The sequence below is a fragment of the Campylobacter sp. VBCF_06 NA8 genome, from assembly GCF_027737825.1.
Taxonomy (GTDB): Bacteria; Campylobacterota; Campylobacteria; order Campylobacterales; family Campylobacteraceae; genus Campylobacter_B.
Genome location: NZ_JAOVUB010000001.1, coordinates 355,534 through 372,280, shown reverse-complemented (window position 1 = coordinate 372,280; position 16,747 = coordinate 355,534). Strand labels below are relative to the sequence as shown.

Sequence of the window (16,747 nt, the reverse complement as noted above, 5' to 3'; positions counted from 1 at the left end):
ATCAAACCCCCGCAGCAAACAAAATCACGCTTAAAATGCCAAGTCCTAGCATCCACGAAGCGTTTAATTTCAAAGTCGAAAGCATTGCATACCTAGGACCGAAGTTATCAATTAGCACGGCAAGCGTTGTGGCTAATTCGACCAAAATTATCGTAAAAATGCAATCTAGTAGTAGATTATTAAACCCAAATGGGATAAAAATTTTAACAAACAGGCAAATTACGGCGAATTGTTTTAACATAGCGCCAATGTCGATGAGCGCCAAATCTCTACCGCTAAATTCAGCCACGACACCTTCTTGGACCTCTTGTTCAGCTTCTGCTATATCAAAAGGCTTTCTTGACATTTCGATATAAACAGCCCACAAAAACACAATCCCAGCGACTACAAACGATGCTTTTGCGCCGATTTCGCCATTTATCACAGCTTGGTGAATTTTGACCAAATTTGTATCGCCAAACATCGCACAAACCACGATTACACCGCAAATCATAATAGGCTCAGCATACAAAGCCAACATATTTTCTCTGTTTGCGCCGATTGCTGCAAATGGGTTAAGGCTATCAAATGCTGCTAAATTTAGAATAACTCTAAATGCAACAAGCAGATACACGATGACGATTAAATCCGAAACCACCTCGCACCTAGCAGCCGTTAGCATTACCAAAAATGCTCCGATTGCCACGAGCAGATATGGCGTCCATTTAAAGACAAAATGGGCTGAATTTGGAGCCGTTCGCTTTCTGCGCAAAAGTTTTAACAAATCATAATAAGTTTGCCAAATCGGAGGTCCTTGGCGAGACTGGATTTTTGCACGCAAACTTCGGCAAATACCGTCAAATAGTGGCATCAAGGCAAGAGCTAAAAGTAGTTGTAATATCATAGTTTGCCTCCAAAAAAGTAAAATATTCCCACGCCCATAACGCCAAGATAAAGCACCATATAAAATGCGTAAGTCGCACTCTTGCCGTTTTGCATAATGGCGATTTTATCGGCTATTTTCATATTTATATCAATTATAGGCTTATAGATATACTCCATAAAAACATCTTTTACGACAATGCTGTAAGAGCTGCCTTTTTTGCGCATTTTTATGCACATAAATTTAGCCAAAACTCGCCTTAAATCGCCTACGGCTGTGTTTGAATTTGGCAAGAAATCGTTGCTGAATTTAAATCCGTTCGCCCATGGATCGCTTAGTTTTGGTTTATCAAAAGGCGATTTGAAAACTAGCAAAATCACAAATGGCAAGATTAGCATAGCAATCAAACATAGCCAAAGCAATGAAAACGATAGTGTCGCTCCACTATCTGATACTGGCATAAATGACCAAATTTTGCTTACAAACATAGGCGATGAAAGAGCTAAAATCACGCAGAAAAGCGCCAAAATCACCATAGGCACGAGTGAGAAAATCGAAGCCTCCCTATACTCGCCTTTGGCTTTGCCACTAAATATTAATCCGTAAAATTTAACAAAGGCAAACGCACAAAGCACGCCAGCTAGCGTCAAACCGATAGTCGAAAGCGCAAAAACTAATCTTGAAATTCCAGGATCTGTTTTTGACAAAAGTGCTTTATATATCAGCCACTCGCTCGCAAAGCCGTTAAATAGCGGAATTGCGACTATGCTTAACACAGCTATTAGCGAACAAAACGCAGTGATTGGCATAAATTTTGCCAAACCGCCCAAAGAGTTGATTTTTAGCTTTTTGCTTGCATTGTAGATATTTCCGGCAGCAAAGAACAAAACAGCCTTGAACACGCTGTGATTTAAGCTATGTAAAATCGCACCAGCCAAACCAAAGGCCGCTAAAATATTATTTGCAGTAGCAAGCCCATAAAGTCCAGCACCAAGTGCTAGTAGGATAATTCCCATATTTTCGACAGAACTATATGCGATTAGTTTTTTATACTCGTTTTGAAGCGCAGCAAAAATGATACCCCAAACAGCACCAAATGCGCCCAAAATCATCATAGCTAAGGCAAAAGAGGCAGGAATTTTGGCAATTAACATAAATTTAATCAAACCAAAAATCGCGACCTTACTCATCGCAGAACTAAATAACGCTGAGACATTTGAATTTGCAAGAGGATATGCTAGCGGGCTCCACACATGAAACGGCGCAAGACCAGCCTTCGTGCCAAATCCGATAAAAAGCAAAATGCAGATAAATAGCGATGAAGTATTAAAATTCCAGTCACTAAAATGCAAGCTTCCAGCACTATGTGCCATAATCAAAAACGCTATAACGATACAAAACGCGCCCACTTGCGCCACGCCAAGATATAGCATAACTGTGAAATTTGAACTTGGAGTGTCGTTAAATTTGAGCATTAGCGCAGAAACTAGCGTCATTAACTCCCATAAAACCACGAATCCAAAGACATCGTTACTACTAATAACCATTAGCATGCTTAGCATAAAAAAACTAAAAAGCGCAGATTTTACAGCGAAATTTAGCTTGAAATTTTGCAAATATCCAAGTGAATAAATCGCACTCATCGCGCCTATAAAACACACTATAAAACTAAAAAACGCACCCAAAGGCGTTAGCAAAAAGCTTGGTTCAAACAAAAATCCCCTAAGCACAAATTCGCTACTTCCATGCAGTTGCGATAGGAAATACAGCGCGCCCACTACCGAAATAGCGGCATTTGAAATAAATCCAAAATACAAAGCAGTCTTTTGCGAATTATAAAGAGCTAAGCTGATAACGCCTATTAATAAGTATGAAATAAAAATAAATTCAAGCATTGTCATCCTTATTATCGTTAGATTTCAAATTCGGATTTTTTGCCCCTTTGCTCTCTTTTTTCGGTTTAGAGGCTACTTTTTGCGGTTTTATCTCATCACTAGGCTTAGCTTCTACTTTTGGCTCAGCTTTGGCTTCCGCTTTTGGCTCGGTTTTTGCTTCGACCTTTTGAGGAGCCGGTTTTTGATCTACTTTCTCAGCTGGCGCAGGAGTTAGGGCAGGAGCTGTTTGTGGGGCTAGTTTTTCAGCCGGTTTTTGATCTGGCGCACTCTGTGGTGCAAAAGCCGTGTCAAAAGCCGCTTTTTCAGCCACTTTTTCAGCCACTTTTTCAACCACGCTCGCTTCTGGCGTAGGTTTTGGCGCAGGTGGAGCCACGAACTCGCTTAGATCAACATCTCTATCGCTGATAGCCTTGATGAAATTTTGCATATTTTCCGTATTTTTGAGTTTTTTTCCGATTTTATGCTCTGAATTTGAATCTAGCATTATAATCGCACCTTTTGGACAGGCTTCGACACAGGCCGAGCCCTCCTCTCTACCATCACAAATATCGCATTTGACAGCGAGACTTGGAAATCCCGGTTGGCTAAGATAGTTCGCGTCTTTTTCGACTCCAAAAACACCAGTGCTATCTAATGAGACGGCGCCATACGGACAGGCTACGGTGCAAAGCCCACAGCCGACGCATAAATGCTCATTGAGATGGACAAAATCTGTTAAATTTTGCAAAGCACCGCTTGGGCAAACTACGGCACATGGAGCATCGTCACATTGGCGACATTGGTTTGTAGAAGAGGTTTTTTCTACTTTGAATACTCTAATGCGTGTAATTCCTAGTTTGCCGCGTTTTATAGATTCTTTAACACAAGCCTTCTCGCACGCCTTACAACCTATGCAAAGCTCCGGATTTGTGATTACAATTTGATGAATTTTACTCACACGACAGCCTTTTCAAAGAAATCTGATAATTGACATGTGAATTTATCAAAATTCGTCTAAATTTAGGTTGAAAAATTTATTTATTATTAAAATTTTATTAATATGAAACTAAAATTTAACTACCAAATTTCAAAATTTTAAAATTTCGGTGTGAAAAATGTGTCGTCGTGGATGTTGTTAAACGCACTTTCTAGGCTGATAAAAAATTTCGGGTGAGCCTTTTCATACTGGGCTAAAAGCTCCTTGGTTTGGGCTCTGGCGATTGGTTCCTTGCCTCCGTATTGTTTGGCTGGGCAACTATCTTCTTCGTTCATCACTGGAAGCTCGTTTTGCGCTGCGCAGGCGCTTAGCTGGCGCTCTCTGGCTAGGATTAGTGGGCGAATTATTACTAGGCCGTTTTGGGCGGTGTATTTGGGAGCTAGGGTGCGAAGTGCTCCATTGTAGGTGAAATTCATAAAAAAACTCTCCGCAGCGTCGTCTAAATGGTGTGCTATGGCGATTTTGTTAAAGCCGTTTTCGAGTGCGTATGTGTAGAGATAGCCTCTGCGCATGCGCGAGCAAAAACTGCAAAATGTGGTGTTTGCGCGGATTTTTTCCTTGCCAAATTCGAAAATTTTGGTTTCAATGATACGATATGGGATTTCGTGTTTCTTAAAATGCGCTGAAATTTCGCCCAAATTTTCGCCTATGCCATAGCTTATCGTTACAGCCTCAAACTCCCATTTTAGCGGGCTTACACTTTGAAAATGCTTCAAAATGTGTGCCAAAGACATGCTGTCTTTGCCGCCACTTAACCCAAGCAAAATTTTATCGCCCTCTTCGAACATTTTGTATTTTGCGTTGGTTTGGCCGACCACACGCAAAAGTTTTTTGGAGATATTTATCAAAGAAGTTCGACCATTTTTAGGGCTAAATTCGCGCTGATTTTCGCGCTTTTTACGACGAATTCATCGAAATCAAACTCGGCCTTATTACCTGCTTCATCACTAATTGCTCTAAGCACACAAAACGGCACATTTAGCGCATGGCAAACCTGCGCCACGCTAGCGCCCTCCATTTCGACCGCGCTCGCGTCAAATTCGGCCCCAATCCAAGCTTTGCGCGCCTCGTCGCATACGAATTGATCGCCACTTGCGATAATGCCTGATTTTAAATTTAGCCCCAATTCCCTTGCCGCGCGCTGTGCGATTTCGTTAAGATTCGCGTCAGTATCCACAAAAATCGGGCTTCCTGGCACAAATCCGTGCGGATGACCAAAGGCCGTGATATCCAAATCATGCTGGACTAGGCGGGTGGCGTATAAAATTTCGCCGATTTTCAAACCCTCTTTAAGCGCGCCTGCAACGCCCGTGAAAATAAGCTTCTCTGCGCCGAATTTTTCTATCATCAGCGTGGCAGTAAGGGTAGAATTTACCTTGCCAATTTTTGAGTAAGCGATGATAAGCTCGTGCGCGCCGAATTTCGCAAGGTAGAATTCGTTGTTTGCATAATCAATCTTTTTGGCGTCTAAATTCGCCAAAAGTGGCTCTATTTCCTCTGGCATTGCGCCTAAAATTGCGATTTTCAAGCGTTTTCCTTTGCGAATTTTACAAATTCTTCTAGCGAGCTTAAATTTGAAATGCTAAAAGTCGGTTTGTCGGTGATTTTTTTGTTTATCCCTTTTAGCACGCTTGCGCCAAATTCGACGAAGCAATCCACGCTATTTTCGTAGTTTTTCACGCTGTGTTTATATAGCACTGGGCTGATTAGTTGCGCTTTTAAAAGCCCTAAGGCTTCATTTTTTGTGCTATAAATTTTAGCCGTTGCATTGGCTACGACTGGGGCGAAACTCTCATTTAGCGCAGGCTCTAAATGGCTCACAAGCTCGTCGCTTGCGCTTTGAAGCATTGGGCAGTGGCTAGCTACGCTCATATTTAAAAGCATTGCGCGCTTTGCGCCAGCTTCTTTAAATTTAGCCTCCAAACTCGCCAAATCATCGCGGTTGCCAGCCACGACGATTTGTCCATCGCAGTTGAAATTCGCAGCCCAAACCTGCTTACCCTGCGCCCTAGCTTCGTCGCAAATAGCGCAAACTACCTCGTCGCTAAGGGCCAAAACCACCATCATACCGGCATTTTTGCCCTCACAAGCATTTTGCATTAATTTCCCGCGGATATTTACAAGCCTTAAAATTTCCTTTGCCTCAATCGCACCAGCAGCGCCAAGCGCGCTAAACTCGCCAAGCGAGTGACCTAGCAAAAACTCAGGCGAAATTTTAATCTGCTCATTTAGCGCCAAAACACACATCATCGAATTTAGCGCAATAGAGGGCTGAGTAAATTCAGAAATATCAAGTTTGTCATTTGCCTCAAAAAGCAAATTTGCAAAATCGATTTTAGTATGCGCGCTAGCAGTGTCCAAAAGCTCTTTTGCGCTGGCAAAATTTTCGTAAATTTCTCTGCCCATACCAACGCTTTGTGAGCCTTGACCCGGGAAAATAAATGCGTATTTCATATCTTAGTCCTCGTGGTGATGACCGTGTCCGCCGCAGCACTCATGATCGCCATGGTGATGGTGTCCATGCCCGCCACAACACTCGTGATCTCCGTGGTGGTGGTGTCCGTGTCCGCCGCAGCACTCGTGGTCTTCGCCATGATGATGTCCGTGTCCGCCACAACCGCAAGTATGCTCGCCCTCTGGCACGCCTGTCATTAACTCGTCTTCGCTCGGCTCGCGATTTTCGACGACTTTGACATTAAATTCCAACTCTTTGCCCGCAAATGGGTGGTTAAAGTCGATCGTAACATCTTCTTCGCCGATTGCTTTGACGATTACGCGGGTTGTCGCGCCGTCTTCTGCCTGACCGAAAAGCTCCATGCCTACGACCAAATCAATACCTGCAAATTCCTCTTTTGGCAAAATTTGGATAGCGTTTTCGTTGTATTCGCCAACGCCGTCACTTGGTGAAATTCTAACGATTTTGCTCTCGCCCTCGCCTAGGCTTAGAACTTCATCTTCAAGTTTTTGGATAATTTGCTCTTTGCCAGTGATGAAGGCAATCGGATTTGCGTTGAAATTTGACTCTAAAATTTCGCCTGAATTTGCGTCTTTTAGCTCATAATACATTTTTATAACTCTATTTTGCGCCATAAAATTCTCCTTAAATTAAAATTATCAAATTTTGATTTTAGCGTGTTGGTGCAGCTTTGGCCTCTTTTGAATCAGGGTAAGATGATTTTAGGGCGTTGTAAAATTTCGTTCCGCTTGCGCTATCCCCGATTTTATCGAAGCTAATTGCTGTGTGATATAAAAGTCTTGGTGTGTAGTCTTGTTTTTGATTGTGCGAAATGCTCTTTTTGTAGTAATTAATCGCGTCTCCGTAAGAGCCCGAAAAATACGCCACTTCGCCTAACATATAATTTGATCTTGCTGGTTGATAATTTTTGCTAGCAAGGTAAGCGTAGCGCTCTTTGGCGCCTGCATAGTCTTTTTTCTTAAATAATTCCTCTGCCTCTTTTGCGATTGAAGCATTGTCTTTGGCGCTAAAATTTGATTTATTTGTAGTAGTTGCACTAGCGCCCTTGGCACTTTGAGCGCCAGTATTTTTGCTTATTTCAGCGTTTTTTTTTACGCTTGAATTTCCAAGTTTTGCATTAATTTCAGAAATTTGAGATTTTAGCCATGCGATATCTTTTTTCATCTGATCTAGCTCGCTACTGCCGTTACTGCGACCAGTCGTGCGAATCTCTAAATCAGCCACTCTGCTTTCTAAATTTGAAACTTTTTCATTAGCTCCTTCTACGACAGTGCGCAAACCCTCCATGTTTTCATTAACACTATTTAGGTTGTTTTGCATATCATTTACTTTTTTACGATTGTCGCGTAGGAATTGCTCGTTTTCTGTCAGACCATAAGAGCTGTCTGAACCGATATTGCCAGCGTCAAATGCCGAAACTTCTGCATGTAAAAAAGCTGTAACGCCAAGAAGCGCCACAGCTAAATTTGATTTGAAACTCAAATTAGAAACCTACTTTGAATTCGTCGCGTCTGTTTTGAGCGTCGCACTCTTTTGTGCCATTTTTGCATACTGTGTTGCTCTCGCCATAGCTAACAACTGATAGTCTGTCGCCATTTACGCCTTGTGCAACCAATGCATCTTTTGCAGCTTTTGCTCTTTTTAGACCAAGAGCGTAGTTGTATTCATCTGTGCCCCACTCATCGCAGTTACCTTCAACTTTAACAGTTAAAGCCTCTGCGCCAGCTTGGTTGAATAAAGCTGCGTTGTTGTTGATTGTACCTTGTTGATCAGCGCGGATATTAAATCTATCGAAATCAAAATACACATTGCCAACTTCGCTTTGAATTTGAGCAGCTAATGCAGCCAATCTATCAGCATCGCTTAAATTTGAATCTACCTCTGGATTCTTTTTAGAACAACCGCTCAAAAGTAGAGCAGCAACTGCAACTGAAGTTAAAACTAAATGTTTCATACTTATCCTTTCAAAAAAAATTACAAGATTATAGCATAAAAATATTTAAAATTACCAATCAACCGATTGAATTTGACCGATTTTTAATGGAAATTGAAAACTTTTATTCTCATTTACACGGATAATTCCTACTGAACTTCCACCGCCTGCTTGTTTGATATACATAACACTGCCGCCGTCGCTAGAAAATCTAGGGAACATATTTTTGCCACCAGATGTTAGCTGGCGAATCATATCTGTTTGAGTTGAGATCATATAGATATTAAAGCTACCAGATCCGTCGCGACTAGAATAAACTATGTAATTTCCATTTGTGCTAATTGAGTTGTTATTTTTGCCGTGATATACCATTTGTGTTACATTTCCACCATTTATGCTAGTGGCAAAAATATTCGGATATCCAAGTCTATCGCTTACGAAAGCTACCCTTGAATCGCCGTCGATGAAATTTCCATTTACATCGATTCCTGGATAATCAGTAACCTGTCTAGCCGAACCTGAGCCTATATCGTATAGATAAATATCTGGTTGATCTTTTGGCGCGTTTGTGATTAGAAGTTTGCGACCATCAGAGCTTACATCGCCTACGATTGTCATACCTTTACCTGTGAAAATTTTACTTTTTGAGCCGTTTGAAAGGTTGTATTTATAAATTGCAGGGGTATTTTGATTCACATAGTAAGTATAGTAAAATTCATTTTGTGCCGCACTTGCCCATTTAGGGAATATGTTTAATCCACCACGCAAAACTACCTTTTGGTATGTCAGCGTATAATCAGCCACCATAATCTCACTCTCTTTTGTCGAAGTATATCGAGAGAGCAAAATCATCTCTTTCATCCAATCCACATCAGAATATCCTAGCTCTTTTACGATTTCAGAAACTGCCATGTGAGCCAAAAATGGGTATTTCTCGGCGTTTGAGAGAGAAAAGCTTTTCTCATACATTACTCTGCCAGTCCCAGCTTCGATGACTTTGGCCTTTAAATTCATAGGCGATGTTTTGTCGCTAACTGCGTATCTTACGATAAGCGCAGCCCCTAGCTCGCCCAAATTTGAATTAGCGTCCCCGTTATAATCGCTCACCAAATACTCGTCGCTAACATCGAAAGTAGCGCCAACCTTTAAATCCCCTACCATGAGTTTAAAAAATTTGTTGTTAAACTCAGCGTTTGAAAGATTTGATGCATTTTGAACGACAATTCTTGGCAGGCTTACGCCCTCGTTTGTAATCGTAGTCGTCGCATCTGCCGCAAAAACAGCCATACAAAATGCAAAAATCAACATTAAATTTTTCATTATCTCTCCTTGCAAAATTTTAAAAAAATGCAATTGTAGTAAAAATTTGTAAATTAAAATTTATTTCTAACTACATCGTTTAAATTTATCTCATAAATAAAAGGCTTTCCGTCAGGCGATTTTGGGAAATTTTGCATTTCCAAATTTCCTAGGAAATCTCTTAATTTTTGGTTAAATTCGGTATTTGCTCCAAGTCTTTTGATCTGATAATCGCTAATCCTGCCGTCCCCGCCAAAGGTTACAACGACGGTAGAATCGTCATTGACGGTGGTTGCGTATTTGCTCCAAAGGCGTTGGAGGATTTTGTTTATCTTGCCACGATATGCGTCGTATTCGCCGGTAAGTTGAGTTTTACCAGTTACAACATTTGATTTTACCAGTGCATTGCGAGAAGTCGCCTGTTTTTTTGCCTTTGTTTGAGTTTGTTTGTCTGATTTTTTGCTACTTTGCACGGCGTCGTTTTTAGAAACACTCTCGCTTAGCTTTTTGTTATCTTTCGTAGTATCAGAAAACAGATCGTTCAAATTTGGCTCAGGCTCTTTTTTAGGCTCCTCTTTTGGCTTTGGCTCTTCTGGCTTTTTCTCTGGGATTGGTTCTGGCTCAGGCTCTGGTTTTGGCTCCTCTTTTTTTACCTCTTCCTTTGCTGGCTCTGGTTTTGGCGCAGGTGGTGGAGGTGGGGTAGTAACCTCGGTCGTAGTTTTTAAAGTTTCTTCTTCGACTGGCTTTTCTTCTTGCTCGTGTTGGTCGCCCTCTTTGTCCTCTTCGGCGATATTTGGGGCTGTTGGTATCGGCGAATCGTCAAAATCTATTGGGATTGCGATATCCATAATCGCGCCCAAATCATCGGTGTATTTTTTCGCTTTGTTTTTGTATTCTGAAATTTGATAAAGAAAAATAGCAAGCAAGCTAAAATATAGAGCCAAAGCGATTAGAAATGATCTGAAATTATCATATCTAACCCCGGTGAAATTTGAATATCTAGCCATTTGTTTGAAGCACAACCTTATTAAAACCAGCTTGTTTTAGCGTCTTTAAAACAAACATTACATTATCATAAATGATTTTTTTATCGGCTTGGATATAAACCGGCTTATCCACAGCGTATTTGCCACTGCTTTTGATGAGTTGCAAATTATCTGGAAATTCAGCCAAACTCATAGTGCTGGTATCAATATAAATTTTACTATCTGCATCAACGCGCACGAGCATAAATTCGGCTGTGTTTTGCGATGAAGCCGATTTCGAACCGCTTGGAAGTTCGATTCTCTCATCATAAATAATCGCAGTTTGTGCGACCATTAAAATAGCGAGCAAAACCAGCATAATATCGACAAGCGGAGTTATATTTAATTCAGGATTTTCATCGAAATTATACATACAACTCTACTTTGCGCCTGCTTTATGAAGCAAGATATCAGATGTGCGGTTTATAATGCTTGTAACCTCATAAGCTTTACGCTTAATAAGTAAAGCAAAAGTATATGCAGGAATAGCGACGAAAATTCCACAACCTGTCGCAACCAAAGCCTCGCTAATAGCCGGTGCGATAGTATCTATTCCCGAATTTCCGCCCCCTAGCTTTGAAAATGTATCCAAAATACTAACAACCGTTCCAAAAAGCCCTATAAATGGCGATGTCGAAGCGATGATGGAAAGCCAAGTTAGCCCACTAGTAGCGTCGCGCTCAGCCTTGCTTTTATAGACATTTAGGGCCTCTTTGGTCGTTCGCTCGGGAGTAATTTTTTGAAAAATCGATCCAGAAAGCGCAATCTTGCCACCCATTAAAAGCGATTCTAGCGCCTTTGTTTCTTTGACTTGCCATGCACTAAGCCCTGCGTAGCGCGAAATTAAAATGGTAAATGTAACTATAAAATATATCGAAAGCCAAGAAAGCACAAATATCGTAATAAATGTGCTTCTTGTAAAATAACTTAAAATAAGATCCAACATACTTATTTTTGCCTTGCAAATTCATCAACTCTGGCCATGATAGCAGAGGTAGCCATAGTATCTGTGCTGATAGAATTTAGCAATTCTTTGGCTTTTTGCAACGATTTTGCGACAGCATTTTCGCTATCGCCACCTATCGCCACAGCCTGAGTTGCCAAAATAGTGGTTTTTTCCTCATCGACTTTTAAAAATCCACCATTTACTATGACTAATTGCTTTTTGCCCTCTTTATCTACAATCTCAACGATACCGCCCTCGTTGCCGTTTTTCAGACCAGTCAGCAAGGTAGAGTGTCCAGGCAAAACGCCAAGTTCGCCAGTTTGGCCTGGAAGTTGGACAGACGCAACTTCGCCAGAGAATACCAAACCCTCTGGCGTAACGATTTCTAATAGTAAAAATTTATTCATAGCAGATTCCTATGCCTTCATTTTTTCGGCTTTTGCCACTACCTCGTCAATATTTCCTACCATATAGAAAGCATTTTCAGGTAAATCATCATATTTACCCTCTAAAATTCCCTTAAATCCAGCGATAGTCTCTTCAAGGCTGATATATTTACCAGGGCTTCCTGTGAAAACTTCGGCGACAAAGAAAGGTTGTGAAAGATAACGCTCGACCTTTCTAGCTCTATCGACCACAAGTTTATCCTCTTCGCTAAGCTCGTCCATACCTAAAATCGCGATAATATCTTGCAAATCTTTGTATTTTTGAAGCACAGCTTGAACGCCACGAGCTACTTTATAATGCTCTTCACCGATGATTTGAGGATCAAGCATTCTTGAAGTTGAATCAAGTGGATCAACCGCAGGATAAATTCCTTTTTCTGCAATCGCTCTGTTTAGAACGGTTGTCGCATCAAGGTGAGCAAAAACTGTCGCAGGAGCAGGGTCTGTTAAGTCATCAGCCGGAACATAGACTGCTTGAACTGATGTAATTGAGCCTTTTTTAGTCGATGTAATTCTCTCTTGCAATTTACCCATTTCGCTAGCCAAAGTCGGTTGGTAACCAACGGCACTTGGAATTCGTCCTAGAAGTGCTGACATCTCTGAACCTGATTGAGAAAATCTAAAAATGTTATCGATAAACATCAAAACATCTAGCCCTAGCTCATCACGGAAATACTCAGCCATTGTAAGACCAGTCAAAGCGATACGGTTTCTTGCTCCTGGTGGTTCGTTCATTTGACCATAGGTCAAGGCAACTTTATCCAAAACGCCCGATTCCTTCATTTCGTTATAAAGGTCATTTCCCTCTCTTGTTCGCTCGCCAACGCCAGCAAATACAGAATAACCGCTGTGTTTGAAAGCAACATTGTGGATTAGCTCCATAATAATAACGGTTTTACCAACACCGGCACCGCCAAATAGACCAACTTTTCCACCTTTTGCATAAGGGGCTAGCAAATCTACGACTTTGATACCGGTTTCGAAAATTTCGCTTTTTGTGCTTTGATTTTCAAAGCTTGGCGGATCTCTGTGAATTGACCAGCGAGTTTCGAAATTTTCCTCTTCACCCTCATCAATCAAATCGCCTGTAACATTGAAAATTCTACCTAAAACTTTTTCGCCAACTGGAACGCTAATAGGCGCACCAAGTGCCACGGCCTCCAAACCACGGCGCAAACCATCACTCATATCCATAGCGATTGTTCTTACGCGGTTATCACCTAAGTGAGCTGCAACTTCTAAAATTAATCTTTTTGATTCGCCTTCGACATCATATTTGACTTCGATAGCTTCGTTAATTTTAGGTAAGTAGTCATTGAAATCGACATCAACGACAGGACCCATTACCTGAGAAATTATTCCCTTCATTAATTCTCCTTTCATTTATTATTTCATTGATTCTACGCCACTGATAATCTCTATCAGCTCAGTAGTAATAGAACTTTGTCTAGCTTTATTATATGCCAAATTTAGCTGAGCGACACGCTCTTTTGCGTTGTTTGTCGCATTTTCCATAGCATTCATTCTAGAACAATGTTCTGCTGCAAGTGAATCTATCAGAGCATAATACATACTATAACTCAAATAGCTTTGCACCAAATTCATCATCAAAATTTCTTCATCTTCTGGATACTGAACTTCTACTTCCATTACAGAACCAGTTTTAAAAGCACTCTCATCGATCTCTGGCTGTCCGATAGGCACGAGGGTAGAGACTCTCATTTCTTGCGAAATCATATTCAAATATCCATTGTGGATAAGAACGATTTTATCAGTTTTGCCCTCTCTAAAATCAGCAACCGCAGCATTTACGATATCATTAGCCTTCTCAGGATTTGGCGATGAGCTTACGCCAACATATCTTTCTAAAAGCTCGACACCTTGGAAGTTAAAATACTCAATGCCTTTTTTACCCACAGCTCTTAGGCGAACTTTTACATTTTTCGCTTTATACTCTTCGATTAGGGCTTTTACTTGTTTAATGGTATTGATATTAAAACCACCGCAAAGTCCCTTATCTGCTGTGATAAAAAGCAAATCAACAACTTTGACTTCTCTGCTTGTGTTAAAAATTTTTAGCTTATCATCATCACCTACGCTAGCGGCTACATAGTCTTTGATTCGTGCTGAAATTTCACCAAGAACATCGTTGATCTTCACAGCATAAGCACGAGAGCGCATAGCAGCTTCTTTGGTATTTTTAAGCTTTACATTAGAAACAAGCTTCATAGCTTTTGTTGTTTTTTCTGTATTTTTTACGCTTTTTATCTTTAACTTAATATCTTTTAAATTTGCCATTTTTTAGCCTTATTATGCCGAAAATGTCGCTTTAAAGTCATTTAATGCTTTTGCCAAATTCTCTTCTAAATCTTTTTCCAAAGTCTTTTTGGTTCTGATTTGCTCGAAAATTTCAGGGTATTTAGCCTCGATAAATGGATAAAGCTCGGCTTCAAATTTGCCGATTGCGCTTGGTGCGACATCGTCTAAATATCCCTTGCTACCTGCAAAAATAATGACGATTTGATTTTCAACTGGAAGCGGGCTGTAAGGTGGTTGTTTTAGGATTTCAACCATTCTTTGACCGCGGTCTAGTTGTTTTCTACTGCTTTCGTCCAAATCGCTTGCAAATTGTGCAAACGCTTGAAGTTCGCGGTATTGGGCAAGGTCTAGGCGAAGTGTGCCTGAAACTTTTTTAATCGCTTTGATTTGTGCTGAACCACCAACACGGCTAACTGAGAGACCGACATTGATCGCAGGGCGGATACCTGAGTTAAATAGACCTGATTCAAGGAAAATTTGACCATCAGTAATCGAAATAACATTTGTAGGGATATATGCTGAAACATCGCCCGCTTGTGTTTCGATGATAGGAAGCGCTGTTAAGCTACCAGCTCCTAGTGCGTCACTTAGCTTACTAGCTCTTTCAAGTAAGCGAGAGTGTAGATAGAAAACATCGCCTGGATAAGCCTCGCGACCTGGTGGTCTTCTTAAAATCAATGACATTTCGCGGTATGCAACAGCGTGTTTGCTTAAATCATCATAAATAATCAAAGCATGGCGTGAGTTATCTCTGAAATACTCGCCCATTGTGCAACCTGAATATGGGGCTAGGTATTGAAGCGCAGCGGCCTCGCTAGCACCAGCTGAAACTACGATAGTGTATTCCATAGCGCCGTATTCTTCTAGTTTTTTAACGACTTGCGCTACGGTTGATTGTTTTTGACCGATAGCGACATAGATACAAACGACATCTTGACCTTTTTGGTTGATGATAGTATCAACTGCAACTGTTGTTTTACCTGTTTGTCTATCGCCGATGATTAGCTCTCTTTGACCTCTACCGATTGGAACAAGGGCGTCAATCGCTTTAAGACCTGTTTGAAGTGGCTCATGAACTGATTTTCTAGCCATAATGCCTTTTGCTTTTTCTTCAACGAATCTTGTTGTATTTGTATCGATTGGGCCTTTGCCGTCAATCGGCTCGCCAAGGGCATTTACAACGCGTCCGATTAGCGCATCGCCTACTGGAACACGCAAAAGTTTGCCAAGTCTTTTTGCGCTACTTCCTTCATTGATACCGCTTGTATCGCCCAAAATAACGACACCGACACTGCTTTCTTCTAAATTCAGCGCAATACCGCGAGAGCCGTTTTCGAACTCAACCATTTCATTAGCCATAACATTTTTTAGGCCATAAACATTAGCAACGCCATCCGCGACAGATACGACTTTACCTGTCTCTTCGACATCAACGCTAAGATCAAAGCTTTCAATTCGCTCTTTAATTATGCTACTAATTTCGTCTGCTTTAATTTTCGCACCCACACTTTACTCCTTATTAAATTGCTTTTAAAATATATTCACTCATTTTTTGTTTCAATCTATCGATTGAAAAACTAATCTCAAATCCCAAATCCTCGACCTCGATTTTGATACCCTCGTAGTCGCATTTGACTAGTTCGAGTAAAATTTCGGCGTTAAATTTCTTTGAAATTTTGCCTTGCAAATCTTTGATTTTATCCTCGCTAATATCTTGATTTGAGTAAATTTTGCCGTGGAATTTATTATCCATAGCAGAGATATTTTTACGCAAATCATCTGTGATTTGAGGAATCAAACCAATTCTTCTGTTTTTGGCAAGAAATTTGATGAAATTTACGATTTTATCGCTCGGATCTTTGATAAAAGAAAGTATTAAATTCACTTTATCAGCGTCTTTGATTGTTGGGGATTTTATAATATCGCCAAATTTTGAAACCTTAAACGCAGATGAGATAGTCTCCAATGTGCCTAAAACAGCGCCTAATTCGTCTTTTTTATAAGTTTTAATCAGTGCGCTTACATATTTTTTCGCCGTATTATCTATCATCACACAGCCTTTTTCTCAATGATATCAAGAAGCTTGTCTTGCTTGAATTCCATAGTATCTTTTGCAAAAACCTCATCTAAGATTTCATTTACGACCTCTTTTTCGATACGGCGTGTTTCGAAATCTTTTTGCTCGGCGAAAGATTTGTTTAAATTTTTAATCTCTTGCTCGCTCATCGCTTTTACTTTATCAGCTGCAAACACAGCCTCTTTTTTAGCAGTTTCGATTAACGAAGCGCCTTGGGCTTTTGCCTCTTCTAAATCTTTTTTTGCTTGTTCTTTTTTCTCATTTGATTCTTTTAAAATTCTTTGATTTGTTTCAAGGCGTTTAGCGATACTATCGATTCTGGCTTTGAAAGCGTCTTTTGCAGGGCCTTTTAGAAGGTAATATAAAATGCCGAAAAACAATACGAAATTTATCGTTCTCCATACTATATCGTAGTCTTTGGGGCCGTCATGTCCGCTAGCTAGCGAGATAAGTGGCAAAATAAGGAAAATTAGATATTTTTTCACGCCGACTC

The 16,747-nt window shown here is 40.6% G+C and carries 19 protein-coding genes; all 19 read right to left on the bottom strand.

The genetic code is table 11. The features are described 5' to 3' along the window. Position 1: 1 nt before the first annotated feature. On the bottom strand, positions 2–883 hold the full coding sequence (locus OFO10_RS02105; protein ID WP_270865895.1) for a respiratory chain complex I subunit 1 family protein: 882 nt from the start codon (positions 881–883) through the stop codon (positions 2–4). Continuing rightward, a complete protein-coding gene (locus OFO10_RS02100; RefSeq protein ID WP_270865894.1) occupies positions 880–2,757 on the bottom strand; it encodes a proton-conducting transporter transmembrane domain-containing protein in 1,878 nt (625 codons plus the stop codon). The genes OFO10_RS02105 and OFO10_RS02100 overlap by 4 nt, the downstream gene beginning before the upstream one ends. After that, complete coding sequence (locus tag OFO10_RS02095) at positions 2,750–3,694, bottom strand: 4Fe-4S dicluster domain-containing protein (RefSeq protein ID WP_270865893.1); 945 nt, start codon at positions 3,692–3,694, stop codon at positions 2,750–2,752. The genes OFO10_RS02100 and OFO10_RS02095 overlap by 8 nt, the downstream gene beginning before the upstream one ends. A 137-nt stretch (positions 3,695–3,831) precedes the next feature. Then, entirely contained in the window at positions 3,832–4,581 is a 750-nt protein-coding gene (locus OFO10_RS02090) for an ATP-binding protein (protein WP_270865892.1), read from the bottom strand. Further along, positions 4,578–5,261 (bottom strand): 5'-methylthioadenosine/adenosylhomocysteine nucleosidase, encoded by a 684-nt coding sequence (locus tag OFO10_RS02085; RefSeq protein WP_270865891.1) that lies wholly within the window; start codon positions 5,259–5,261, stop codon positions 4,578–4,580. The genes OFO10_RS02090 and OFO10_RS02085 overlap by 4 nt, the downstream gene beginning before the upstream one ends. Further along, complete coding sequence (gene fabD / locus OFO10_RS02080; protein WP_270865890.1) at positions 5,258–6,187, bottom strand: ACP S-malonyltransferase; 930 nt, start codon at positions 6,185–6,187, stop codon at positions 5,258–5,260. The genes OFO10_RS02085 and fabD overlap by 4 nt, the downstream gene beginning before the upstream one ends. 3 nt (positions 6,188–6,190) lie before the next feature. Further along, positions 6,191–6,823 carry an FKBP-type peptidyl-prolyl cis-trans isomerase gene (locus tag OFO10_RS02075; protein WP_270858363.1) on the bottom strand — a complete coding sequence of 211 codons (633 nt, stop codon included), beginning with the start codon at positions 6,821–6,823 and terminating at the stop codon, positions 6,191–6,193. A gap of 37 nt (positions 6,824–6,860) precedes the next feature. Next, positions 6,861–7,691 carry a hypothetical protein gene (locus tag OFO10_RS02070; RefSeq protein ID WP_270858364.1) on the bottom strand — a complete coding sequence of 277 codons (831 nt, stop codon included), beginning with the start codon at positions 7,689–7,691 and terminating at the stop codon, positions 6,861–6,863. Between the two features lies 1 nt (position 7,692). Continuing rightward, positions 7,693–8,163: an OmpA family protein gene (locus OFO10_RS02065; protein WP_270858365.1), complete on the bottom strand. Its 471-nt coding sequence runs from the start codon at positions 8,161–8,163 to the stop codon at positions 7,693–7,695. Positions 8,164–8,214: 51 nt separating this feature from the next. After that, positions 8,215–9,462 (bottom strand): Tol-Pal system protein TolB, encoded by a 1,248-nt coding sequence (gene tolB, locus OFO10_RS02060; RefSeq protein WP_270865889.1) that lies wholly within the window; start codon positions 9,460–9,462, stop codon positions 8,215–8,217. Positions 9,463–9,515: 53 nt separating this feature from the next. Next, positions 9,516–10,448: a TonB C-terminal domain-containing protein gene (locus OFO10_RS02055; protein ID WP_270865888.1), complete on the bottom strand. Its 933-nt coding sequence runs from the start codon at positions 10,446–10,448 to the stop codon at positions 9,516–9,518. Beyond that, positions 10,441–10,839, bottom strand: coding sequence for an ExbD/TolR family protein (locus tag OFO10_RS02050; protein WP_270858368.1), 399 nt, complete (start codon positions 10,837–10,839; stop codon positions 10,441–10,443). Before OFO10_RS02050 ends, OFO10_RS02055 begins: the two co-directional genes overlap by 8 nt. Positions 10,840–10,845: 6 nt before the next feature. Then, complete coding sequence (locus OFO10_RS02045; protein WP_270862173.1) at positions 10,846–11,412, bottom strand: MotA/TolQ/ExbB proton channel family protein; 567 nt, start codon at positions 11,410–11,412, stop codon at positions 10,846–10,848. A gap of 2 nt (positions 11,413–11,414) precedes the next feature. Then, positions 11,415–11,819, bottom strand: coding sequence for an ATP synthase F1 subunit epsilon (atpC, locus tag OFO10_RS02040; RefSeq protein WP_270858370.1), 405 nt, complete (start codon positions 11,817–11,819; stop codon positions 11,415–11,417). Positions 11,820–11,828: 9 nt separating this feature from the next. Continuing rightward, a complete protein-coding gene (gene atpD, locus OFO10_RS02035) occupies positions 11,829–13,226 on the bottom strand; it encodes a F0F1 ATP synthase subunit beta (protein ID WP_270858371.1) in 1,398 nt (465 codons plus the stop codon). Positions 13,227–13,244: 18 nt separating this feature from the next. After that, on the bottom strand, positions 13,245–14,156 hold the full coding sequence (atpG, locus tag OFO10_RS02030) for an ATP synthase F1 subunit gamma (RefSeq protein WP_270858372.1): 912 nt from the start codon (positions 14,154–14,156) through the stop codon (positions 13,245–13,247). A 12-nt stretch (positions 14,157–14,168) separates the two neighbouring features. Next, positions 14,169–15,683 (bottom strand): F0F1 ATP synthase subunit alpha, encoded by a 1,515-nt coding sequence (atpA, locus tag OFO10_RS02025; RefSeq protein WP_270858373.1) that lies wholly within the window; start codon positions 15,681–15,683, stop codon positions 14,169–14,171. Between the two features lie 13 nt (positions 15,684–15,696). After that, a complete protein-coding gene (locus tag OFO10_RS02020) occupies positions 15,697–16,227 on the bottom strand; it encodes a F0F1 ATP synthase subunit delta (RefSeq protein WP_270858374.1) in 531 nt (176 codons plus the stop codon). Then, positions 16,227–16,739 (bottom strand): F0F1 ATP synthase subunit B, encoded by a 513-nt coding sequence (locus tag OFO10_RS02015; protein ID WP_270858375.1) that lies wholly within the window; start codon positions 16,737–16,739, stop codon positions 16,227–16,229. Before OFO10_RS02015 ends, OFO10_RS02020 begins: the two co-directional genes overlap by 1 nt. Positions 16,740–16,747: the final 8 nt, after the last annotated feature.